At 68.1% G+C, this 21,980-nt stretch carries 23 protein-coding genes and 1 pseudogene; 13 read left to right on the top strand and 11 right to left on the bottom strand.

Going from position 1 to position 21,980, the window contains the following annotated elements; translation table 11 throughout:
• Positions 1-10: 10 nt before the first annotated feature.
• Both NA8_RS26390 and hppD read right to left on the bottom strand, forming a co-directional pair.
• Positions 11-538 (bottom strand): DUF3558 domain-containing protein, encoded by a 528-nt coding sequence (locus tag NA8_RS26390; protein WP_063053053.1) that lies wholly within the window; start codon positions 536-538, stop codon positions 11-13.
• Positions 539-595: 57 nt separating this feature from the next.
• A complete protein-coding gene (gene hppD / locus NA8_RS26395) occupies positions 596-1,798 on the bottom strand; it encodes a 4-hydroxyphenylpyruvate dioxygenase (protein WP_063053054.1) in 1,203 nt (400 codons plus the stop codon).
• A 161-nt stretch (positions 1,799-1,959) separates the two neighbouring features.
• Between hppD and NA8_RS26400 the strand changes: the two genes are divergently transcribed.
• The gene (locus tag NA8_RS26400) at positions 1,960-2,484 is read left to right on the top strand and encodes an Lrp/AsnC family transcriptional regulator (RefSeq protein ID WP_063053055.1); all 525 of its coding nucleotides are present in this window, start codon (positions 1,960-1,962) and stop codon (positions 2,482-2,484) included.
• A 10-nt stretch (positions 2,485-2,494) separates the two neighbouring features.
• On the opposite strand, the gene NA8_RS26405 is transcribed toward NA8_RS26400, so the two are convergent.
• Together NA8_RS26405 and NA8_RS26410 are read right to left on the bottom strand one after the other, a co-directional pair.
• Entirely contained in the window at positions 2,495-3,607 is a 1,113-nt protein-coding gene (locus NA8_RS26405; RefSeq protein WP_063053056.1) for a winged helix DNA-binding domain-containing protein, read from the bottom strand.
• Between the two features lie 24 nt (positions 3,608-3,631).
• A complete protein-coding gene (locus tag NA8_RS26410) occupies positions 3,632-4,606 on the bottom strand; it encodes an NADPH:quinone oxidoreductase family protein (protein WP_063053057.1) in 975 nt (324 codons plus the stop codon).
• Positions 4,607-4,751: 145 nt separating this feature from the next.
• On the opposite strand from NA8_RS26410, the gene NA8_RS26415 reads away from it, so the two are divergent.
• From NA8_RS26415 to NA8_RS26425, 3 genes are all read left to right on the top strand, one after another.
• Positions 4,752-5,084 (top strand): type VII secretion target, encoded by a 333-nt coding sequence (locus NA8_RS26415; protein WP_063053058.1) that lies wholly within the window; start codon positions 4,752-4,754, stop codon positions 5,082-5,084.
• The gene (locus NA8_RS26420) at positions 5,081-6,214 is read left to right on the top strand and encodes a transglycosylase SLT domain-containing protein (protein WP_063053059.1); all 1,134 of its coding nucleotides are present in this window, start codon (positions 5,081-5,083) and stop codon (positions 6,212-6,214) included. The genes NA8_RS26415 and NA8_RS26420 overlap by 4 nt, the downstream gene beginning before the upstream one ends.
• 222 nt (positions 6,215-6,436) lie before the next feature.
• Complete coding sequence (locus NA8_RS26425; RefSeq protein WP_063053060.1) at positions 6,437-7,231, top strand: acyl-[acyl-carrier-protein] thioesterase; 795 nt, start codon at positions 6,437-6,439, stop codon at positions 7,229-7,231.
• Positions 7,232-7,342: 111 nt separating this feature from the next.
• Here NA8_RS26425 and NA8_RS26430 read toward each other — a convergent pair whose 3' ends face one another.
• Positions 7,343-9,013 carry an FAD-dependent oxidoreductase gene (locus tag NA8_RS26430; RefSeq protein WP_063053061.1) on the bottom strand — a complete coding sequence of 557 codons (1,671 nt, stop codon included), beginning with the start codon at positions 9,011-9,013 and terminating at the stop codon, positions 7,343-7,345.
• Positions 9,014-9,195: 182 nt separating this feature from the next.
• Here NA8_RS26430 and NA8_RS26435 point away from each other — a divergent pair, with 182 nt between their 5' ends.
• Positions 9,196-9,687, top strand: a complete 492-nt coding sequence (locus NA8_RS26435) for a SixA phosphatase family protein (RefSeq protein WP_063053062.1) — start codon at positions 9,196-9,198, stop codon at positions 9,685-9,687.
• 21 nt (positions 9,688-9,708) lie between these two features.
• Here the strand turns inward: NA8_RS26435 and NA8_RS26440 are convergent, their stop codons facing one another.
• Entirely contained in the window at positions 9,709-9,912 is a 204-nt protein-coding gene (locus tag NA8_RS26440) for a hypothetical protein (protein ID WP_063053063.1), read from the bottom strand.
• A gap of 58 nt (positions 9,913-9,970) precedes the next feature.
• Between NA8_RS26440 and NA8_RS26445 the strand changes: the two genes are divergently transcribed.
• The 6 genes and pseudogenes from NA8_RS26445 (at position 9,971) to NA8_RS26465 (ending at position 13,099) form a co-directional block, all read left to right on the top strand.
• On the top strand, positions 9,971-10,342 hold the full coding sequence (locus NA8_RS26445; RefSeq protein ID WP_063053064.1) for a glyoxalase superfamily protein: 372 nt from the start codon (positions 9,971-9,973) through the stop codon (positions 10,340-10,342).
• A 73-nt stretch (positions 10,343-10,415) separates the two neighbouring features.
• Positions 10,416-10,874, top strand: a complete 459-nt coding sequence (locus NA8_RS26450; protein ID WP_063053065.1) for a MerR family transcriptional regulator — start codon at positions 10,416-10,418, stop codon at positions 10,872-10,874.
• Positions 10,875-10,914: 40 nt separating this feature from the next.
• Positions 10,915-11,208, top strand: coding sequence for a putative quinol monooxygenase (locus NA8_RS26455; protein WP_040870280.1), 294 nt, complete (start codon positions 10,915-10,917; stop codon positions 11,206-11,208).
• 110 nt (positions 11,209-11,318) lie between these two features.
• Positions 11,319-11,789 (top strand): annotated as a pseudogene (locus tag NA8_RS35935) (carboxymuconolactone decarboxylase family protein); the annotation flags it as partial.
• Positions 11,790-11,801: 12 nt separating this feature from the next.
• Positions 11,802-12,113, top strand: a complete 312-nt coding sequence (locus tag NA8_RS35940; protein ID WP_439957419.1) for a GNAT family N-acetyltransferase — start codon at positions 11,802-11,804, stop codon at positions 12,111-12,113.
• On the top strand, positions 12,110-13,099 hold the full coding sequence (locus NA8_RS26465) for a pirin family protein (protein WP_063053067.1): 990 nt from the start codon (positions 12,110-12,112) through the stop codon (positions 13,097-13,099). Before NA8_RS35940 ends, NA8_RS26465 begins: the two co-directional genes overlap by 4 nt.
• A gap of 118 nt (positions 13,100-13,217) precedes the next feature.
• Here the strand turns inward: NA8_RS26465 and NA8_RS26470 are convergent, their stop codons facing one another.
• Both NA8_RS26470 and NA8_RS26475 read right to left on the bottom strand, forming a co-directional pair.
• Positions 13,218-13,694 carry an SRPBCC family protein gene (locus tag NA8_RS26470; protein ID WP_063053068.1) on the bottom strand — a complete coding sequence of 159 codons (477 nt, stop codon included), beginning with the start codon at positions 13,692-13,694 and terminating at the stop codon, positions 13,218-13,220.
• A complete protein-coding gene (locus NA8_RS26475) occupies positions 13,691-14,023 on the bottom strand; it encodes an ArsR/SmtB family transcription factor (protein WP_062975489.1) in 333 nt (110 codons plus the stop codon). The genes NA8_RS26470 and NA8_RS26475 overlap by 4 nt, the downstream gene beginning before the upstream one ends.
• 288 nt (positions 14,024-14,311) lie before the next feature.
• Between NA8_RS26475 and NA8_RS26480 the strand changes: the two genes are divergently transcribed.
• Positions 14,312-14,935 (top strand): DUF8020 domain-containing protein, encoded by a 624-nt coding sequence (locus NA8_RS26480; protein ID WP_063053069.1) that lies wholly within the window; start codon positions 14,312-14,314, stop codon positions 14,933-14,935.
• On the opposite strand, the gene NA8_RS26485 is transcribed toward NA8_RS26480, so the two are convergent.
• Positions 14,932-15,786, bottom strand: coding sequence for a helix-turn-helix transcriptional regulator (locus NA8_RS26485; protein WP_063053070.1), 855 nt, complete (start codon positions 15,784-15,786; stop codon positions 14,932-14,934). The two genes, NA8_RS26480 and NA8_RS26485, sit on opposite strands and share 4 nt — an antisense overlap.
• Positions 15,787-15,886: 100 nt before the next feature.
• Between NA8_RS26485 and NA8_RS26490 the strand changes: the two genes are divergently transcribed.
• Complete coding sequence (locus tag NA8_RS26490) at positions 15,887-16,897, top strand: aldo/keto reductase (protein WP_063053071.1); 1,011 nt, start codon at positions 15,887-15,889, stop codon at positions 16,895-16,897.
• 250 nt (positions 16,898-17,147) lie between these two features.
• On the opposite strand, the gene NA8_RS26495 is transcribed toward NA8_RS26490, so the two are convergent.
• Together NA8_RS26495 and NA8_RS26500 are read right to left on the bottom strand one after the other, a co-directional pair.
• On the bottom strand, positions 17,148-17,624 hold the full coding sequence (locus NA8_RS26495) for a PaaI family thioesterase (RefSeq protein WP_245664015.1): 477 nt from the start codon (positions 17,622-17,624) through the stop codon (positions 17,148-17,150).
• A gap of 131 nt (positions 17,625-17,755) precedes the next feature.
• The gene (locus NA8_RS26500) at positions 17,756-21,709 is read right to left on the bottom strand and encodes a DNA-directed RNA polymerase subunit beta' (RefSeq protein ID WP_063053072.1); all 3,954 of its coding nucleotides are present in this window, start codon (positions 21,707-21,709) and stop codon (positions 17,756-17,758) included.
• Positions 21,710-21,980: the final 271 nt, after the last annotated feature.

Below are 21,980 nucleotides of genomic sequence, written 5' to 3' on the forward strand. Positions count from 1 at the left end.
TCGCCACCCCTCACTGAAGCCGTTGCAGAGTCAGCTCGGCCAGAGCGCGGCTCCGGTCGCACGGATTGCCGGACACTGACCCGAACGAGCCTATGTTGGTGGACCACTCGAAGAAATCATCGCCGAGCTGCACCGCCAGATCGCAGATCACACCGCTGGGATCCAAAGCGGCGAAGCCATCCCGCCCACCCACTTTTATCGGATCGGGCGCGCGGCCGTTGACGGTCACCCACGCCCGTTCCCGTTCGATGGGACTGCCCCGGTAGGAAGCGAATGTGATACTCGGCGAACCGATTCCGGCCGACTGCCAGTTGCAGCCGACCGCGTTGCGGAACACCCCGGAGACCCGGCCGAGACCACCGAGATTGCGCACCTCGTCGTCGGTCACGTGACCACACTCCCCGACGAACGGGCCGAGCGCCACCACTTTCGGCGCCGGACGGGAGGGACCCGAGTCCTCGGTCTCCTCCCCCGAACCGCAACCCGCCAGTGCGAGCACCAAGGCTGCCGCGATGCCGACTGCCGACTTGATCCGCATGCAAAGAACTCTACCGACGCGCACGCCGAACAGGCTCGACGAGATCGCCGGCCCCGATCACAGATTGCCCCTGGCCTCCTGCTCGCGTTCGATCGCCTGGAACAGGGCTTTGAAATTGCCCTTGCCGAAGCCGAGGGAGCCGTGGCGCTCGATCAGTTCGAAGAAGACCGTGGGGCGGTCGGTGAGCGGCCTGGTGAAGATCTGCAACAGGTAGCCGTCCTCGTCGCGGTCGACCAGGATGCCACGGCGCTGGAGTTCGTCGACCGGGACGCGGACCCGGCCGATGCGGGCGCGTAGTTCCGGGTCCTCGTAGTAGGCGGCGGGTGTCTCCAGGAATTCGACGCCCTCCCGGCGCAAGGCGTCCACGCAGGTCAGGATGTCGCCGGTGGCGAGCGCGATGTGCTGGACGCCGGGACCTCGGTAGAACTCCAGATACTCGTCGATCTGCGAGCGCTTCTTGCCGACGGCCGGCTCGTTGAGGGGGAACTTCACCCGGTGGTTTCCGTTGGCGACGACCTTGCTCATCAGCGCCGAGTACTCGGTGGCGATATCGTCCCCGACGAATTCGGCCATGTTCGTGAACCCCATGACCCGCCGGTAGAACTCGACCCACTCGTCCATCTGCCCGAGTTCCACGTTGCCCACGACGTGGTCGATCGCCTGGAACAGCCGGGTGGGCGCGCCGTCGCGCCGCTGATAGTGCGAGCGGCGGGCGACATAGCCGGGCAGGTAGGGCCCGTAGTAGCCGGAACGGTCGACCAAGGTGTGCCTGGTCTCGCCATAGGTGGCCAGCGCGGCCGAGCGAACCGTGCCGAAGTCGTCTGTGTCGTCGTGCGGTTCGACCAGTACTTTCGCGCCGTGTGCGCGCGCCCACGCGACACACCGGTCGACGTCGGGCACTTCGAGGGCGATGTCGACCACGCCGTCGCCGTGCCGATCGTGGTGGGCGACCAGCGGACTGTCCGGATGCACCGCTCCGGTGATCACGAAGCGCGCCGCGCCGCTGCGCAGGACGAACGCCTTGTGGTCGCGATTGCCGGTCTCCGGACCCGAGTACGCCTCCAGCCGCATCCCGAAGGCGGACTCGAGGAAGTGCGCGGTCTGCGTGGCGTTGCCCACCACCCAGACCAGGGCGTCCCACCCGATGACCGGAAACGGGTCACCGCTGTCGTCGTGGTCTACCAACCCCACGAGCGTGCGTAGCTCGCCGTCGCTGGGGACGGCGCCGGACCGGGCGCCCGGCAAGTGCTCGATGGTCATGGTCCAAGGAAATCGCCCGGTCCGCCGGATAGGCAACAGCATCGAATCCGGATAGGCACGGTGGCGAATCCGTCTAGCAAATGGCGCGGGATGCTGGACAATTTGAATAGCATCGATGGGGCGGGCAGCAAGCCCGGCCCGGCGCTCGAACGGAGGCCGCCATGGCGCGCACATCGGCGAAGCTCGACGAACTCGACCTCGCCATCCTCACCGCGATGCACGAGTACCAGAAAGCGGGCATTCTCGAACTGTCCCGCCGGACCAGGGTCGCCAGGGCCACGGTGCAGTCCCGGATCGCGCGCATGGAGGAGTCGGGCGTGATCGCCTCCTACGACCCGCAGATCGACGTCACCGCGGCGGGATTCGACGTGCAGGCGTTCGTCACGCTGGAGATCGCCCAGGGCGCGCTGGACGCGGTGGCCGCCGAGCTCGACGCCATCCCCGGCGTGCTGGAGGCCTACGCCACCACCGGCACCGGCGACGTGCTGTGCCGGATCGGCGCCGACTCGCACGCCGGGTTGCAGGCCGTGCTGCTGAGCATCGACCGGACCTCCTCGGTGGTGCGCTCGCACAGCGTCATCGTGCTGTCCACCGTGGTCGCACGCCGGGCACTGCCGCTGTTGCGCACACTGAGCCCCACCGGGACCACCAAGGCGCCCGCCTATCGTCCGGCCCGCGAGCCGTAGCCGGTCCGGCTCAAGGGCGCAGGTCGGCGCGCACGTCGAGAATTTCCACGCTTCCCCGCTTGCCCGCCTCCAGGAAGGCGAGCAGCGCCTCGGCCTCGGCCTCGACCTGCGCGCGCTCCGCCTTCGTCCAGCTCCGGGTCGGGCTGATGCGCAGCCGGGCGGACTTCGCGTTCGCGAAGACCTTGTACAGGCCCGCCAGAAAGCCGTCGACCAGCACCGGAGAGACCTGTGCCGCGAAGGCGCGCAGCGGAGGAGCGGCGCCGTCGGGCACGATCCGCGTCCGATCCTGGTGCGACAGCAGAGCGTTGTCGTACCAGCCGAGCAGCCGCACCGGAGCGGGGACGTCCGGATCGGCCAACGCACCGTCGGCGACGTCGTAGAGCGTGCGGCCGCGCTCGTCGGTGTAGGTGCGCACCCGATCACCGAGTTCCGCGACGGCCTTCTTCATCCCGGGCAGCTTCGACCAGGTCTGCATGTCCATCGTGCTCGCCGGACCGAACGCACGCAGGTAGCGAAAGATCAACTCCGCCAACGGATACGTGGGGTCCAGCGGAGCGCCCAACCAGGGCTCGACCCGCGACCAGATCGGCCTGCTGCTGTCCTTCCACTTCCCGCGCGGCGGGGTCTGCAACACCGGCAGCTGATACAGCCAGGTCTGCACCACCGCGCCCGGGTCGCGGTCGGGGTAGCGCTCGGCGGCGCGGGCGCGCAGCTCCGCCGCCGACATCGGCTCGTCGCCGAGCACCGCTTCGCCCTGCCCGCGCACCTCCTCCGGGTCCAGTCCGACCATGGCGCCGTAGTTGAAGCCCTTGCGGAAGGGCGCTTTCTCCAGTTCCGGCTGCACATGCGGCGCGATCCGCAGCGCGTCGGGCGGCGTGACCAGATGAATGGTGCCGCGCATCAAGGTGATCCGGACCAGTGAACGGTCCTCCAGGGCGTCCGACACCGTCGCCGGATCGAAAGCCGCGACGCGGCTCCACAATCCGACGAACGGCGGCGGCGAATCCTGCGCCTGCAATCCGACGAGATGATCACACATTTCGTGCGCCGTCCGCGGCGAGCGCTCGAGCAGATGCTGACGAGCCAGCAGGGTCCGGTTCAGGATCCGGGTGGACAGTTTCATGACGAGGGGAACAGCCGGTAGGCGTCAGCGCAGGGTGACCACGACCTTGCCGGTGGCCGTCCGGTTGTCCAGCGACGCGACCGCCTCCGCGGCCTTGTCCAGCGGGTACAGCACCGGCTGCGGCGGCGCGATCTTGCCGGAGGCCAGCAGCGGCTCCACCTCGGCCCACTGCTCCTGCAGGTAGCCCGGATGCGACATCACCCATTCGCCCCACGCCGCACCGGTCACCTCGACGTTCTTCAACAGCAGCCGGTTGACCTTCACGGTCGGGATCTCCCCTGCGGTGAAGCCGACGACCAGCAACCGGCCCGCCGAGGCGAGCGAACGGATGCTGTCGGTGAAACGGTCACCGCCGACCGGGTCGAGCACGATATCGACGCCGCGACCGCCGGTCAGCTCCTTCACCGCCGCCAGCCAGCCGTCGGTCAACACCACATCGGTGGCGCCGTTGGCGCGCGCGACCTCGGCCTTCTCCTCGGTGCTCACCACGGCGATCACCCGGCCCGCACCGAGCGCGGCCGCCAGCCGCAGCGTCGAGGTGCCGATGCCGCCCGCGGCGCCGTGCACCAGCACCGTCTCGCCTTCGGCCAGCCTGCCCCGGGTGCGCAGGCAGAAGTGCACGGTCAAGTCGTTGAACAGGATGCCGGCGCCCGCCTCCAGCGAGACGTTGTCGGGGAGCCGGAACACCATCTGCGTGGGCGTGACGGCCGTCTCGGCCATCGCGTTGCCGAGCATGGTCAGCGCGACCACCCGGTCACCCGGCCGCACGTGCGCGTCTTCGGGGGCCTCCCGGACGATGCCCGCGACCTCGCCGCCCACGACGAACGGCAATTCGGGCTTCATCTGGTAAAGGCCGCGCGTCATCAGCACGTCCGGGAAGGCCACGCCCGCCGCGTGCACGTCGATCACGACGCCGCCGGGGAAGACCGCGGGCTCCGGGATATCGACGATCCGAACCGCTTCCGGTCCCTCCAGCTTGCTGACCTGGGCTGCGCGCATGTGCCGACCTCTCTGTCCTCGCACCGGCCTGATCCGCGCCGGCGCCACACCGACAACATAACGGGCGCCCCCCGAGCACGCCCGTCCGGACGCCCGATTTTGCTATGCTGGCCGCGACCTCACGGTCGGGAGGGAAGGGGGATTCATGGTCGAGCAAAACCAGCCACAACCTGCGACGACGATGCAGGTCGACCCAGCGGCGCTGCGCTCCTTCGCGCAAACGCTGCGCACGGAGGCCACGTCGGTCACCGACCTCGGCGCCGGCGAGGGTCTCGGCGTCGCGGCGGGCGCGCTGCCAGGCACCGATTTCGGCCCGGTGGCCCAGCGCGCGAACGACGCCGCGCATCGCTGCTTGGAGCGGATCGGATCGCGCCTGGCCACGGTCGCCGACAACCTGCACAACGCGGCAGGCGAGTACGAGCTGGCCGAGGACGACTTCGCGGCGAAGCTGCGCGCCATAGGGCTCCAGCTGCCATGACGCTCACCATTCCAGACGTCGAGAACTGGCAGCCGGAGCAGCTTTCGGCGGCGGGTGCCCTCGCCGAACGGATGTCGCAGGGGCTGGACACCGCGGTGGGCAAGGGCACGGACGACACGAAAGCGCTCGCCGACACGAAGCAGTGGTCCGGATCCGCGGGCGATGCGGCGAATGCCCGGATGCAGACCGAGAAGACTCGCGCTTCCGCGGTGAGCGCCGCGCTGCTCGAGTTGAAGACTGCGCTCACCACCCAGGTGCAGAACCTGACCGAGGCGAAAACCAAAGTACTGAGCCTGCGCGACGACGCACTGAACCAAACGCCGCCCTTCGATGTCGCGCCCAACGGCACCGTCGATGCCAAGACGCGAATCGACTACCTCCGGGCGCACGCGGACAAGGCCGACGTCGAGGGGCTCGTCTTCCAGGAAGCCCTCCAGGCGGCCTCGCGGACGTGGGAGCTGACCAACGCCTTGAAGACCGCCGAAGACGTGGCGAACCGAGCCGAGACCCAAGTCGAGGGCGCGGCCGGAAAATTGGAGGCGGCATTCGCCGGACTCGGTGAGCCCAGCGCGAACGTACCCGCGGCCCCCACGACGCCCGCCGCCACCACACCGGCCGCGACGTCGGGTACCCCGGTCGCCGCGCCTTCGTCGGATCGGTCGAGCCAGCTGATGTCCGGGCACAACGACTCGGGAACCTCGCACGGCACGTCGTCGGGCACGCCGTATCACGGTGGTCCGAGTTCATCCGCGCCGACGGGCCCGCTGCCCAGCGGTGACGTCGCGCGATGGATCGCCGAGGCGAAGCAGCAACTCATCGCGATGGGGTACGACCCCGCGGACATCGATGAACGAGCGATCGCGCTGATCATCGAACACGAATCCGCGGGCAATCCGTACGCGGAGAACCGCTGGGACAGCAACTGGGTAGCCGGACATCCGTCGAAGGGCCTGATGCAGACCATCGACAGCACGTTCAACGCCTATAAGGCGCCCGGCCACGACGACGTCTGGAACCCGGTCGACAACATCATCGCCGGGGTGCGGTACTCCATCGATCGCTACGGATCGCTCGGCAACGTCCCCGGTGTGGCCGCCGTCAACTCGGGCGGCGCGTACCAGGGCTACTGACCCGCTCACGGCCATGTCCTGCGCCGCGGCTGCCGAGGCACGCATGATCTCGTGTCGGGGCCGCGCACGGAAAACCGCATTCTTGCTGGCCCACGACCCGGCTGACGGACTATTAAGGAGGTACGGACGACTCGACGCGAGGGTGTGACGTACGCCCCGTAAAGTCGTCACAACAGCACCGCATGAAGAAACGCGGCACACCGTGCAGCGCGAGGAGCACAAGTGTCACTCGATCAGCCACTCGCCCCGCTTCCCCAGGAGGGCATGGGCTTTGCCTCGGCGTGGCCCATCCGGGCTGGTGATGTGGATCCCTACGACCGGTTGCGGTTCGACGCCATCGCCCGCTACTTGCAAGATATCGCCTGGGAAAACCTGCATAAGACGTTCTTCCATCGGACCGATCCGAACTGGATCATCCGGCGCACGGTCATCGATGTCATCCGGCCGATTCTGTGGCCGGACGAGGTGCAGTTGCTGCGGTGGTGCTCGGCGATGTCCACCCGGTGGACCAACATGCGCGTGCGGATCACCAGCGGAAGCGGCGGCCTGATCGAGACCGAGGGCTTCTGGATCAATATCAGCGAGTCCACCGGCATGCCCGCGCGGATCAGCGACGAAGGTCTCGCCTATCTCGCGCGCACCTCCGGCGAGCACCGTCTGCGGTGGCGGCCCTATCTGACCGACGCCACGCCGCCGGAGTCCGACACCGACCTGCCGTTCCCGGTGCGCGCCACCGACATCGACCAGTACAACCACGTCAACAACGCCTGTTACTGGCAAGCGGTGGAACAGTTCCTGGTCGAATATCCCAAGCTGCTCGCGGGTCCGCACCGCGCGGTGATCGAATATGTGGCGCCGGTGCTGGCCCGCCAGCACGTGAGCGTGCGCAGCCGGTACGAGCCGGGGGATCGCACCGGGCAGCCGGTGCTGCGGCTGTGGTTCGTGGTCGGCGGGACCACCACAACCGTGGTCCGCATCATGCCCTTACCCGGCCAGCCCGCCTCTCCGGACTTTTAGGCCATACCAGTCAGGCGATTGACATCGGCGACGAGGTTTGCCGCGTAGATCGGTTGGGGCCAAGGGACGGGCCGGTCGGAACGTGGCGTTCCGACCGGCCCGGCTGGTTCGTCAGCCGCGGGCGGCTTTGAGCAGGTCTTCGCGGGTGGTGAATTTGACGCGCGGGCGGCCCGCGGACTTGCCCGCGGTCTTCTCCGCTTGGTCGATCGCTCGCCAGCCCGCCCGGTCGACCAAGTCGGCCTGGCGCTCGGCGAGCAGGGCCTTCAGCGCGACGCGGTCGGCCTGCGGCGCGGCGAGTTTGCCCGCGGTGAAGTCGGCGAGCAGCAGCTCCACCGTCTCCTCGGAGTCGATCCGGTTCGAACCGATGACACCGCGCGGACCACGCTTGATCCACCCGCTGACGTACACGCCGCTGAGCATGGTTCCGTCGTCGCCGATGACCCGGCCGTGCTCGTTCGGCACGACGCCGCGCCGCTCGTCGAACGGCAGTTCGCCGAGCCGCTCGCCGCGGTACCCGATCGATCGCAGGACCAGCGAGGCGCCGATGCTCTCGGTGCGGTCGGTGGGCCGTGCGACGAGCTGACCGCCTTCCTCGAACAGCTCGTTGTGCACGATCTCGATGGACTCGACCCGGTCGGTGCCGGTGAGCGCGGTGGGCGAGGTGAGATAACGGAACACGATCCGCTTGTTGCCTTCGGCCCGGCGACCGCCCGCGTACTCCTGGGCCAGGGTGTACTTCAGTTTCAGCGACGGCTCGACCTGCGGGTCGTCCACGATCGCCTGGCTGGCGTGATCCAGTGCCAGGTCGGTCTCGTCGACGATGACGTCGACGCCCTTCAGGTGCGCGAGGGCGAGGAACTCCGGCGAGGTGTAGGCCGCCTGCAACGGGCCGCGCCTGCCCAGCACGACCACCTCGCGAATATTGCTCTGCCGCAGGGCGTCCAGCGCGTGATCGGCGATGTCGGTCTTGGCGAGTTCGTCCGGGTCGACGGTCAGCACGCGCGCCACGTCCAGCGCGACGTTGCCGTTGCCGACGATCACCGCCCGCTCCCCGGACAGGTCGAAGGTCCGGTCGGCGTAATCGGGGTGGCCGTTGTACCAGGCGACGAACTCGGTGGCGGAGTGGCTGCCCGGCAAGTCCTCGCCCGGGACGCCCATCTTCCGGTCGCTGGAGGCGCCGACCGCGTAGATCACCGCGTGGTGGTGGCGCAGCAGCTCCTCGTGCGAGATGTGGGTGCCCACTTCGACATTGAGGTAGTACTGCAGCGTCTCACGGCGAAACGCGGACTCGAACATGCCCGACACCGTCTTGGTGCCCGGATGGTCGGGCGCGACGCCCGCCCGGACCAGGCCCCACGGGGTGGGCAGCCGGTCGAACATCTCGATTTCCACGTCGGCCCTGCGCAGCAGCTCGTCGGCGGCGTAGCAGGCCGCGGGCCCGGCGCCGACGATCGCGACGCGCAGGGTGCCCAGCTCCTTCGGCGGACGCGCGGGGGTGATGATCGGGTCGAAGTTCGATTCCAGCGGATGCCGTTGGAAGTAGGCGGCGTTGATGTCGCGGAATCGCGCCAGCGAAGCGGTCAGGTCGTCCTCGGAGAAGATGGCCTCCACCGGGCACGCGTCGACACAGGCGCCGCAGTCGATACAGGTGTCGGGGTCGATGTAGAGCATCTCGGTCGTCGCGAACTCCGGCTGGTCCGGGGTGGGACGGATGCAGTCGACCGGGCACTCGGAGACGCAGCTGGCGTCGTTGCAACAACGCTGCGTGATTACGTAGGCCATATTGTGCTGATCCTCGAAGAAGTACGTGGGCCGTGGCCACCCATGGGGTTGTGGTGGACAGATGAGCGGCGTCCGTCACGTCCGCCGCGGGGATCGCCCGCGGGAGCGCGTGATGTGATGCCGCTTTCAGTCTGCCTCGAGTGTGGTCGAGACCTCTCGCCCGGAGGCCTTACCGTATCTCCATGGCGCGGACTCTGATCCTCATGCGGCACGGTAAGTCGGCCTATCCCGATGCCGTCGACGATCACGAGCGGCCGTTGGCGCCGCGGGGCAGGCGCGAGGCGGGACTGGCGGGTCGGTGGCTGCAGGCCACCCAGCCGCCGATCGACGCCGTGCGCTGCTCCACCGCGACACGGACCAGGCAGACGCTGTCGGCCACCGGCATCACCGCGCCGGTCGTCTTCGAACCCGGGATCTACGAGGCCGTGCCGGAGACGCTGATCGAGCTGGTCCGGCTCAGCGACGACGACGTGGCGACGCTGCTGGTGGTCGGGCACGCACCCGGCATGCCGTGGACGGCTTGGGAATTGGCGAGCAATCGCGACAGCGCCCCGGCGGTCGAACTCAGCCGGAAGTTCCCGACCTCAGCACTCGCGGTACTGCGCTTCGACCGCGACTGGGCTGACATCGATCCGGGAACCGGCGAGCTGACGCATTTCCACATCCCGCGCTGACCGCACGCGGCGCGCGCACGGTCAGCGCAGTAATCTGCCGCCGACCACAACGCCCGCACCGAGCACGAGCAGCAGCGCGAACGCGGCCAGACCACCGAACAGCCACCACACCACGCCGAGCGCGATCGCGAACGGCGCGATCGCGATCGCGGTGATCACCGGGCTATCCCTGACCGTCGCCCAGGCCGAACGAGCCCTGATCCGGTCGATGTCCTTTCCAGGCATGTTCCCAGCGTAGGCCGGAATCCGGGACTTTGTCGGCGCCTGATGGAATGCTCGCCGGATGGACTGGAAAATCGAGCTCGTCGCCATTCCGGTGACCGACGTCGACCGCGCCAAGGATTTCTACACCAAGATCGGTTTCCATGCCGATCACGATCATCGTGTCGATGAGAACCTGCGCTTCGTGCAGCTGACCCCACCCGGCTCCGGCTGCTCGATCTGCCTCGGCGAAGGCATCACCGACGCGGCGCCCGGCAGCGTGCGAGGCATGCAGATGGTGGTGGCCAGCGCCGAGGACGCCTACCAGCAGTTGAGCGCCGCGGGCGTGGACGCCACTCCGGTCCAGGACCTCGGCTGGGGCCTGTTCACCTTCTTCGCCGACCCGGACGGCAACAAATGGGCGGTCCAGCAACTGCCCGACTACAGCAGCTGAACATACGGCCCCTTGCTTGGAGTGCACTCCAGGTGATTAGCGTCGTCGATGTTCCACGGGAAGGACGAGTGCAGTGAGCGAAACCGCGCCATACGCGAGCGCGCGCGACGACAGGGAGCAGCCCCGGTACTCGATCGGCGAGGTGTCCGAGCGATCGGGACTGAGCCGGGACACGCTGCGCTGGTACGAGCGGATCGGCCTGATGGACTACATCGGGCGCGACCACACCGGCAAGCGGCGGTTCAGCGACCGGGATCTGGAATGGCTGGCGCTGATCGGGCGGCTGCGCACGACCGGGATGTCGGTGGCGGACATGCTCCGCTACGCCGAGCTGGTACGGGCCGGGGACGCGACGTTCCCGCAACGGCTGGCGATGTTCCAGCACACCCGCGTCGAGGTGCTCGCCAAGATGGATGAACTTCGTCAGACTCTGGCCGTGCTGGACCACAAGATCGCTGTGTACGAAGGAAAGGCGCAAGCGATCGAGCCTGCCGTGGTCACCGCACACGACAGCGAAGAGATCAAGGTATGACGACGAGCCTGGAGAAGTCCCTCGAGATCAGGAGACGCCCATGTCGACGTTGACGCTGAACGTTCGCTTCACCGCCAAGCCTGGTCGCGAGGCGGAGTTGCGGGATCTGCTGCAAGGCATGATCGAGCCGACGCTAGCGGAGGGCGGCTGCATCCGTTACGAGCTCTACCTGCATCCCACCGACCCGAGCCGGATGGTGTTGCTGGAAGAGTGGGCCGACGCCGATGCCCTGGACGCGCACTTCCGGACGCCGCACCTGAAGGCTCTCGCCACCGCGTTGCAGGAAGTGCTGGTCGAACCGTTCCAGCTGCGGCGGTTCACCGAGATCGAGTGACCGTGCAGCGGATCACCCCCGCTACCGAATCACAAACCGGCGGACCGGAGTCCGCTTATCCGGCGGCCCGCTCTGCGCCGTTCACCGGCGGCGACTAACATCCCACGAATATGAAGCACGAAGCGCCACCTGACCGCGTCTGGATCGATAAACAGACGCCGGCCGCGTTCCGTGCGCTCAACAGGGTCGCGAACGAGGTCAGGGCCGCGGGCGCGGCGGTGGGGCTGGATCGCCGGATCATCGAACTGATCAATCTGCGCGTCTCCCAGCTCAACGGCTGCGCGTACTGCCTGGACGTGCACTACCGCGCCGCCCTGGCCGCCGGGGTCACCGAACAGGAGATCGCGGTACTGCCCGCATGGCGGCGCGGCGGCACGTATACCCAGTTCGAGCAGGCTGTGCTCGCGATCGCGGAGATCACGGCGACGCTTCCGGACGAGAACATCGTCGAGCGTGAGTACGCTTCGGCTCGCCGGCGTCTTACGGATGATCAGCTATCCGTCGTCATCTGGGTGGCCACCACGATCGGCGCGTTCAACCGGGTCTCGATTCTCAGCAGGCATCCGGTACGCACCCGGAAGGAGAAGGGAACCATGAGCGAATCGGCATCGGAGTCCGAGGTCGTCCGCAACGACGAGCGGCATCGCTACGAGGTGTTCTACGGCGGGGAGCTGGCCGGCTTCGCCGACTACGAGGAGCACGACGACGAGACGGTGTTCACGCACACCGAGGTCGACGGCGCGTTCTCCGGGAAAGGTCTCGGCTCCGTCCTGGCCGGGAAGGCCATCGAGGACGCCATCGGGCGCGAGCGCGTGATCCGGCCGGTGTGCCCGTTCATCAAGGCGTATTTGGACAAGCACTCGCAGTACGACGCCCACGTGATCGGCAAGGGCGTCGATCGGTGAGTGATCTGGATCCGCGCCCGGCCGAGACGCTCTGCGAACCCACCCCGGGTCCGGGGCCGGTCGCGGAGCGGTATCCGGCCCGTGAGGTGCCGCTCGGCGGGGTGCGCGGCGTCTTCGTCGAACGCGTGCTGCCGCAACGCGACCTGCCGACCGTCGGCGCGTGGTGCTTCCTCGACCACTTCGGCGCGCCGACGGTCACCAAGACCGGTGCGCCGCCGGACATCGATCCGCATCCGCACATCGGCCTGCAAACGGTGACCTGGCCCTTCGAGGGCCGGATCCGGCATCGCGACTCGGTGGGCTCGGACGTGCAGATCGAGCCCGGTCAGCTGAACTTGATGACCTCCGGACGCGGTATCGCCCATTCCGAGTACGCCGTTGCGGGCGCGCCCGCGGGACACGGCTTGCAGCTGTGGATCGCGCTGCCGGGCGACCACACCGGCATCGCTCCGCATTTCGAGCAGCATCGGGAACTGCCCGTCGTCGAGGCGCCCGGCCTCCGCGCGATCGTGCTGATCGGGTCCCTGGCCGGGAAGACCTCACCCGCGATCGCCTACACACCCATCGTCGGCGCCGACGTGCGGTTGGCGCCCGGGGCCGAGGCCACCCTCCCGCTCGACCCTCGTTTCGAGCACGCGGTGCTGGTGATCGAGGGCGAGGTGACCGTCGCGGGCGACGAACTGGCTCCCGGACCGCTGCTGTACCTCGGCACCGAGCGCGACGAACTCCAGCTCGCCACCACAGGCGGCGCGCATTTCGCCCTGATCGGCGGCGAACCGTTCGGCGAGGAACTGGTGATGTGGTGGAACTTCGTCGGCCGCAGCCACGAGGACATTCTCACCGCCCGGGCGGATTGGGACAACCACGACCTCACCCGGTTCGCCGACATCGCGGGCCATACCCCGCAACAGCGGATTCCCGCGCCGCCCCTGCCCGGACTGCACCTGAAGCCGCGCAAGCGCCGGACCGGACCGGCCCGGGACTGATCGCGGCACACAGCCGATTCCACCCCCTCCATGCGTCTGGCGACCCGACCTGCGTCCGCTGGTCGCGGCGCTTCGGCTCCGCCCACGCAAGCGGTGACCGGAGCCGGAGCGTCCCGACTCAGCCGCGCGTGAGCAGTGCGTCCAGCGCGCGGTAGCTCTCGTTGAGCCCGGTCTCCATGCCCGACTGGAGCATTCCGTCCCGCTCCTGCGGCGTGTGGAACTGGCTGTCGGTGACCACCTTGGTGCGGCCGTCGCCGAGGTCGACGAAACTGACGCTGTCGATCGCCACATGGGCGGGCATGCCGTCCCACTCGAAGGAGTACACGATGCGCTCCCGCGGGGTGACCTCGCGGAAACGGCCCTCGAAGCCATGGGCTCCTTCGTCGGAGTGCTCGACGAAGCGCCAATGTCCGCCCGGACGGAATTCCCAGCGCTCGATGTCCAGGCGATTGCCGCGCCCCCACCACTGGGCGAGCAATTCGATCCGGCTGTAGGCGTCCCACACGCGCTCGCGGGGGGCGTCGAAAATCCGCTCGATGTGGATCGCGCGGTCGGTGTCGGTCGTGATGACCGCGTCGTTCGTGGTTGTGCTCATCGGTCCTGCTCCGTTCGCTCGAGGAATTCGCCGAGACGGTCCAGCCGCGCTTCCACCATCCGCCGGTAGCCCTGCATCCAGGCCACTTCGCGGTCGAAGACGTTCTCGCCGAGGCGGCAGTACCGCACCCGGCCGCGCTTCTCCGTGACCACCATGCCCGCCGCCTCCAGCAGCTGGATGTGCTTCTTGACGCCGGTGAGCGTCATCTCGAAGCGCTCCGCCAGCTCGCTGACAGTCGCGGGCCCACTGCCGAGACGTTCCAGGATCCCACGCCGGGTGGGATCCGCGAGCGCCCCGAAGGAGGCGTCCAAGAAGTCATACTGAACCATCTAGTTCAGTGTTAGGGAGATGAGGGCGGACGTCAAGAGGGAATTCACACCACTGCCGAACCCGGCCCGACCAGCCACGCGACCGCCGGCCCAGGACGCGCCGTCGGCCGATCGCGCCGGAGCGGGAGCCTCCCGAACCGATCCCGTCCCCTCGGTGCCGCGATGCGCGGCAGTGGCTTTCACGGCCGAACAGCGAAGAACTGTCGCTCAGCCCCTTCTGATCAAGGCCGCCGAGCGGTATCTTTTCCCGACGAACCGGACACGGGGGCGGCATACGGAAAGAGCACGATGAGGACCTCTCGAATCACCGCGACGACCCTGGTCGCGCTGGCGGCCACCGCACTCACCACGAGCGCCGCGCACGCACAGCCCGCGCCCACCGACGCGCCGCTCGACCTGCGGGGATCGTTCCACCAGGTCGCCTACGAGGTCGCCGCCACCGGCGACCGGCGCGCGGCCGTTGCGACCATTCAGGACGGGACTTTCGAATCGACCCACGACGGCCGGGTCGTGACGGTCTCCGATCGCGACGGCAATGTCGTGGCCGCACTGCCGATGACGCTGCGCATCGGTGATCAGCGCGTGGCGCTGGCCCCTGTGCTCGAGGACGCGGGCCACCGGCTCACCGTCGCACCGGTCGCGATGACCGATGCCCCACTGCGCGACATCGGCGCGCAGGAGCGGTTCTACGCCGAGGCCGAGAAGGCCATGCCGACCATCCTGGCGGGTGCGGGCATCGGCGCCGCCATCGGCTTCATCGTCGGATTCCCGCTCGGCCTGTTCGTGATCGACTTCATCACGGTGCCCGCCGCGGCGGTGGCGGGCGCGGCGATCGGCGCGATGGCCGGATTCGTCGTCGGCGGTGGGCAGCCCGCCGTCGACGCGGCGCTCGAGTACGTCACCGCGCCCTAGTCGAGCCCGGCGGCGGACGTCAGCCGCTGCGTGCCGATCACTCGCAGCAGGTCCAGCTTCTCGGCCGCGTCCGTGCCCGGACGCGGCAGGTAGACCAGCAGGCGCTGGGCGGCGTTGGGCGTGAGCAACGTTTCGCAGACGACGTCGATCAGGCCCACCTGCGGATGCCGGATGCGTTTGATATCCGAAAGCCGCACGGCCACTTGATGTTCGTCCCAGAGCCGGTCGAACTCGGCGCTCGCGGAACGCAGCTCGGCCACCAGCTCGAGCACGTCCGCGTCGCCCGCACGGCGCGCGGCCGTGGCACGAAGATCGGCGACGTGGTTGCGGCCGAGCCGATCCCAGTCCTCCTCCGGGAAAAACGCGCGCGCGGAAGAGTCGGTGAACCAGCGGTAGACGTAGTACCGGTCCCATCCACGACGGTCACCATGATCGCCGACGAGCAAGGTGTGCATCCGGTTCTGTACGAGCACCTCGCCGAGATCGGTGACGACGGTGGCCGCGGTGTCGTCCAGCTTGGCGAGCAGGTGCATCAGCCCGGGGCCTACGTGCTTGTCGGTCGCCTCGCGTCCCGGCGGCGCGTGGTCGCACAGATGGTAGAGGTGGTCGCGTTCGTCGTTGTCGAGACGCAGGGCCCGCGCGAGCGAGGCGAGGACCTGGGTGGACGGACGCGGACCGCGCGCCTGCTCGAGCCGGGTGTAGTAATCCGTCGACATGCCCGCCAGCAGCGCGACCTCGTCGCGGCGCAGTCCCGGCGTGCGCCGGCGGACCCCCGGCGGCAACCCGACGTCGGCGGGCGTGAGCTGCTCTCGGCGGCGGCGCAGGAAATCGGCGAGTTCGGCGCGGTCCATGCCCTCACTGTCCTCGAAAACGGCGCGTTCAGCCAGGGATCACCACTCCCCCGATAAACGATCTCTCCCGCGGCGGTGGCGCGCGGTTCAGGCTGGTCCCATGACGACAACGAAGATCCACGAAGTGCGGCTCGGCGCCACCGGCCCGACGGTCGGCCGGGTCGGCCTCGGGGCGATGAGCATGTCCGGCGCGTACGGCGCGACCGACGACGCCGAATCGACCGCGACCGTCCATGCGGCGCTGGATTCCGGCGTCAACCTGATCGACACCGGCGATTTCTACGGCGCGGGACACAACGAGACGCTGATCGGCAAGGCCATCGCCGAACGTCCGCGCGAGGACGTGGTGCTGAGCGTGAAGTTCGGCGCGCTGCGCGGTCCGGACGGCAGTTTCATCGGTGTGGACAACCGGCCCGCCGCGCTGCGCAATTTCCTGACCTACACCCTCCAGCGGCTCGGCGTCGACTACATCGACATCTATCGTCCCGCACGGCTCGATCCGGCCGTGCCGATCGAAGAGACCGTCGGCGCCATCGGCGAGCTGATCGAAGCCGGGTACGTGCGCCATGTCGGCCTGTCCGAGGTCGGTGCGGACACCATCCGGCGCGCGGCGGCCGTACACCCCATCGTGGACCTGCAGATCGAGTACTCGCTGCTCTCCCGTGGCATCGAGGAGCAGATCCTGCCCGTCTGCCGCGAACTCGGCATCGGCGTCACGGCCTACGGCGTGCTCTCCCGGGGCCTGCTGAGCGACGCGATCGCGCCCGGAGCCACCTTCGCTCCGAACGATTTCCGCGCCCACAGCCCGCGCTTCCAAGGCGAGAACCTGGACCGGAATCTCGAACTGGTGCGCGCGCTGAACGAGATCGCGGCGCGCAAGGACGCCTCGGTGGCGCAACTGGCCATCGCCTGGGCGCTGAGCCGCGGCGAGGACATCGTGCCGCTCATCGGCACCCGCCGCCGCGAACGCTGGGCGGAGGCGGTGAGCGCGCTGGACCTCTCGCTCACCGACGAGGAGTTGTCCACTATCGAAGCGGCCGTACCCGCCGACCGGGTCGCGGGCGAACGCTATGCCACGCCGCAGATGGCGATGCTCGACAGCGAGCGCTGAGTCCGTTCGGAGCGCGGTGGTCGAGCCGCGCTCCAGACGAACCGAAGCCCAGCGGATCGTTCGGCCGATCCGGACCGGTTCTCGCCGAGGCACACGGTTCGGCGAGAGGCGAACCGTGTCGGAATGACCCAGGGCAGCATCACCGCCGCAGCGTGCCCACGTCGTGTGTCGGCAGCGTCATCCCCGCAGCGTCCGCACGACGCGCGGCGCCGTAAACGCGAATCGTGCCCGGCTGGGCTTCTCGTTGCGATCAGGCCCGGCGCGGACGCAGCACAGCCGTGAACATCGCTGCGGCCACGACCTTTCCGGCACTGTCGGTGATGTCCACCGGCACGTCGAGTTCGAGCGGCGCCTTCGCCTCGATGTCCGCCCGCATCTTCGCCAGCGTCTGCGCGGAGAACGCGGACGTGGCGCGGAACGGCCCCGCGTCCCCCTTCGCGCGGGCTTTGTATTCGATGCGTCCGTCCTTGGCGACGATGAACGTCTCCCCCATCAGGTCGACGATTCCCGACACCGACGCGCCCATGGCGGCGGTCTCCGCCATCCCGAACAACACGGCGGCGTGCAGATCCCCGTTGTGGTTCAGATGCTGCGCCCGCGGTGCGATCGACACCACATTCCGCCCCGGCGCGAACTCCTCCCACTCGACCCCCGTGTACTGGATGAACCCCAGCTTCCGGAATCCGGCCACCACCAGATCACCCAACGCCGCGCCGTCCACCGCCACCTCCGGAACAGAACTGAAACCTGTTCTACTTTCCTACTGCTTCCCGCACCGGTTGTCCACCACGAACCCATCCCGAACGAATTCGGCCCCCGCTCCACAAGGAAGCGGGGGCCGAATCTCGTTGCGACGGATTACCGGTAGTCGCTGAAGCCGTAGTCGTCGAGCGGGACTGCGGCGCCGGTGGTCTGACCGAAGCTGTCCGGGCTGTAGTAGGTGTCGTCGTAGGACGGCACCGCGTACGCGGCGGCACGGGCTTCCTCGGTCGGCTGCACCTGGATGTTGCGGTAGCGGTTGATACCGGTACCGGCCGGGATCAGCTTACCGATGATCACGTTCTCCTTGAGGCCGATGAGCTTGTCGGAGCGGCAGTTGATCGCCGCGTCCGTCAGGACTCGGGTGGTCTCCTGGAAGGACGCCGCCGACAGCCACGAGTCGGTGGCCAGCGACGCCTTGGTGATACCCATCAGCACCGGACGACCCGCCGCGGGCTCGTTGCCCTCGGCGACGACGCGACGGTTGGCGGCCTCGAACTCGGCGCGCTCGGTGAGCGAGCCGGGCAGGAACTCCGTGGCGCCCGAGTCGATGATCGTCACGCGACGCAGCATCTGGCGCACGATCACCTCGATGTGCTTGTCGTGGATCGACACACCCTGCGAGCGGTAGACCTCCTGGACCTCGTGGACCAGGTGGACCTGAACCTGACGGGGGCCCATGATGCGCAGCACCTCGTGCGGATCCGCCGCGCCTTCCAGCAGCTGCTGGCCGACCTCGACGTGGTCACCGTCCGAGAGCAGACGCTCGGTGCCGTCGTCGTGCTTGAACACCCGCAGACGCTGCCGCTTCGAGAGCTTGTCGTAGACAACCTCTTCGCCACCGTCATCCGGGATGATGGTGATCTTGTAGAAGCGATCGTCGTCCTCCAGCCGCACGCGACCGGACACCTCGGCGATGGGCGCCTTGCCCTTGGGCACGCGCGCCTCGAACAGCTCCTGCACACGGGGCAGACCGCCGGTGATGTCGTCACCCGCGACACCACCCTGGTGGAAGGTACGCATGGTCAGCTGGGTACCGGGCTCACCGATGGACTGCGCGGCGACGATACCAACGGCCTCACCGATGTCGACCAGCTTGCCGGTCGCCATCGAGCGGCCGTAGCAGGTCGCGCACACACCGGTACCGGTGGTACAGGTCAGCACGGAGCGGACCTTCACCTCGGTGATACCGGCCTCCAGCAGCGCCTCCAGCGCCGGATCGCCGAGGTCGGCGCCCTTCGCCACGATGACGTTGCCCTGCGCGTCGACCGCGTCGGCCGCGAGCGTGCGCGCGTAGGTGGAGGTCTCCACGTGCGCGTCGCGGATGATCGAGCCGTCGAGCTGCTTCTCCGCGATCGGCACCACGATGCCGCGCTCGGTGCCGCAGTCGTGCTCGCGCACGATGACGTCCTGCGAGACGTCCACCAGACGACGGGTCAGGTAACCCGAGTCGGCGGTGCGCAGCGCGGTGTCGGCCAGACCCTTACGAGCGCCGTGGGTGTTGATGAAGTACTCCAGAACCGTCAGGCCCTCACGGAACGAGGACTTGATCGGCCGCGGGATGAACTCACCCTTCGGGTTCGTCACCAGGCCCTTCATACCGGCGAGGGTACGGGTCTGGGTGAAGTTACCCGTTGCGCCCGAGTCGACGATCGTGATGATCGGGTTGTCGGCCGGGTAGTGCGCGCGCAGCGCCTTACCGACCTCCTCGGTCGCCTCCTGCCAGATCTTGACCAGGGCGTTGTTGCGCTCCTGGTGATCGAGCGCACCACGCTGGTACTTCTTCTCGATCTGATCCGACTGCGCCTCGTAGCGCTCCATGATCTCGGCCTTCTCCGGCGGCACGAGCACGTCGGACATGGAGACCGTCACGCCGGAACGCGTGGCCCAGTAGAAGCCCGCGTCCTTGAGCTTGTCGACGGTCTGCGCGACCACGATCATCGGGTAGCGCTCGGCGAGATCGTTGATGATCGTCGCCTGACGCTTCTTCGGCATCTGCTCGTTGATGAACGCGTAGTCCACGGGCAGCAGCTCGTTGAACAGCACCCGGCCCAGCGTGGTCTCGGTGGTCCACGCGTCGCCGCGACGCCAGCCCTCCGGGAACAGCTCCGCCTCGACGTCCTTCGGCGGACGCTGGTCGGTCAGCCGGACCTTGATCAGCGAACGCACGGTGAGCTCACCGCGGTCCACCGCCATCTGCGCCTCGGCGGGCGAGGAGTACACGCCCCGCTCCGGACCGTCGGCGGTGGCCGGCTCGTAGGAACCCTTCGCGCCCTCTTCCAGACGGGTCAGGTAGTACAGGCCGGTCACCATGTCCAGACGCGGCATGGCCAGCGGCCGACCGGAGGCGGGCGACAGGATGTTGTTCGACGACAGCATCAGCACGCGCGCCTCGGCCTGCGCCTCCGCCGACAGCGGCAGGTGCACGGCCATCTGGTCACCGTCGAAGTCGGCGTTGAACGCCTCACAGACCAGCGGGTGCAGCTGGATGGCCTTGCCTTCCACCAGCTGCGGCTCGAAGGCCTGGATACCGAGGCGGTGCAGCGTGGGCGCGCGGTTGAGCAGCACCGGGTGTTCGGCGATGACCTCTTCGAGGACGTCCCACACCTGCGGCCGCTGCCGCTCCACCATCCGCTTGGCCGACTTGATGTTCTGCGCGTGGTTCAGGTCGACCAGGCGCTTCATCACGAACGGCTTGAACAGCTCCAGCGCCATCAGCTTGGGCAGACCGCACTGGTGCAGCTTCAGCTGCGGGCCGACGACGATGACCGAACGGCCCGAGTAGTCGACGCGCTTACCGAGCAGGTTCTGCCTGAACCGGCCCTGCTTGCCCTTGAGCAGGTCGGACAGCGACTTGAGCGGACGGTTGCCCGGTCCGGTGACCGGACGGCCGCGGCGGCCGTTGTCGAACAGGGCGTCGACGGACTCCTGCAGCATCCGCTTCTCGTTGTTGACGATGATCTCGGGTGCGCCGAGGTCGATCAGTCGCTTGAGGCGGTTGTTGCGGTTGATCACGCGACGGTACAGGTCGTTCAGGTCGGAGGTGGCAAAGCGGCCACCGTCGAGCTGAACCATCGGGCGCAGCTCCGGCGGGATCACCGGAACGGCGTCGAGCACCATGCCCATCGGCGAGTTGCCGTTGGCCTGGAAGGCCGCGACGACCTTGAGCCGCTTGAGCGCGCGCAGCTTCTTCTGGCCCTTGCCGGAGCGGATGGTCTCGCGCAGCGACTCGGCCTCGGCCTCGATGTCGAAGCTCTCCATCAGCTTCTGGATCGACTCCGCGCCCATGGCGCCGGTGAAGTACTCGCCGTAGCGGTCGACCAGCTCGCGGTAGAGCACCTCGTCGACGATGAGCTGCTTGGGCGCCAGCTTGGTGAAGGTGTTCCAGATCTCCTCCAGCCGGTCCAGCTCACGCTGGGCGCGGTCGCGGAGCTGGCGCATCTCCCGCTCGCCGCCGTCCTTGACCTTGCGGCGGACGTCGGACTTGGCGCCTTCGGCCTCGAGCTCGGCCAGGTCGGCCTCGAGCTTCTGGGCGCGGGCCTCGAGGTCGGCGTCGCGCTGATCGGCGACCGCCTTCTTCTCGACCTCCATCTCGGCCTCGAGCGTGGACAGCTCGTTGTGCCGCAGTTCCTCGTCGACCGCCACGATGACGTAGGCGGCGAAGTAGATGATCTTTTCCAGATCCTTCGGCGCCAGGTCGAGCAGGTAGCCCAGGCGCGAGGGCACGCCCTTGAAGTACCAGATGTGAGTGACCGGAGCGGCCAGTTCGATGTGGCCCATGCGCTCGCGGCGCACCTTGGCGCGAGTCACCTCGACGCCACAGCGCTCACAGATGATGCCCTTGAAGCGGACGCGCTTGTACTTGCCGCAGTAGCACTCCCAGTCCCGGGTGGGACCGAAGATCTTCTCGCAGAACAGGCCGTCCTTCTCCGGCTTGAGCGTGCGGTAGTTGATGGTCTCCGGCTTCTTCACCTCGCCGTAGGACCACTGACGGATGTCCTCGGCGGTGGCCAGGCCGATCCGGAGTTCATCGAAGAAGTTGACGTCTAGCACGTAACTTCCTTTCCCCTGTGCGGGTCGAATTCGAGCAAAAGTTCACTAGTGAGTGTCTGCCGAGACTTCGCTCGGCCGACACGTCCGGTAATCCGCGCGGTGGGCGCCGGATGCCGTCGGGGACGGCATCCGGCAGACCGCCTAGTTCGCCAGATCGTCGACGGTGGCCGCTTCGTTCCTCGACAGGTTGATGCCGAGATTGGCCGCCGCACGCTCCAAGTCCTCGTCGTCGCCGTCACGCATCTCGATCGCGGCGCCGTCGGACGACAGC

The organism is Nocardia arthritidis NBRC 100137, from assembly GCF_001612765.1.
Classification (GTDB): domain Bacteria; phylum Actinomycetota; class Actinomycetes; order Mycobacteriales; family Mycobacteriaceae; genus Nocardia; species Nocardia arthritidis.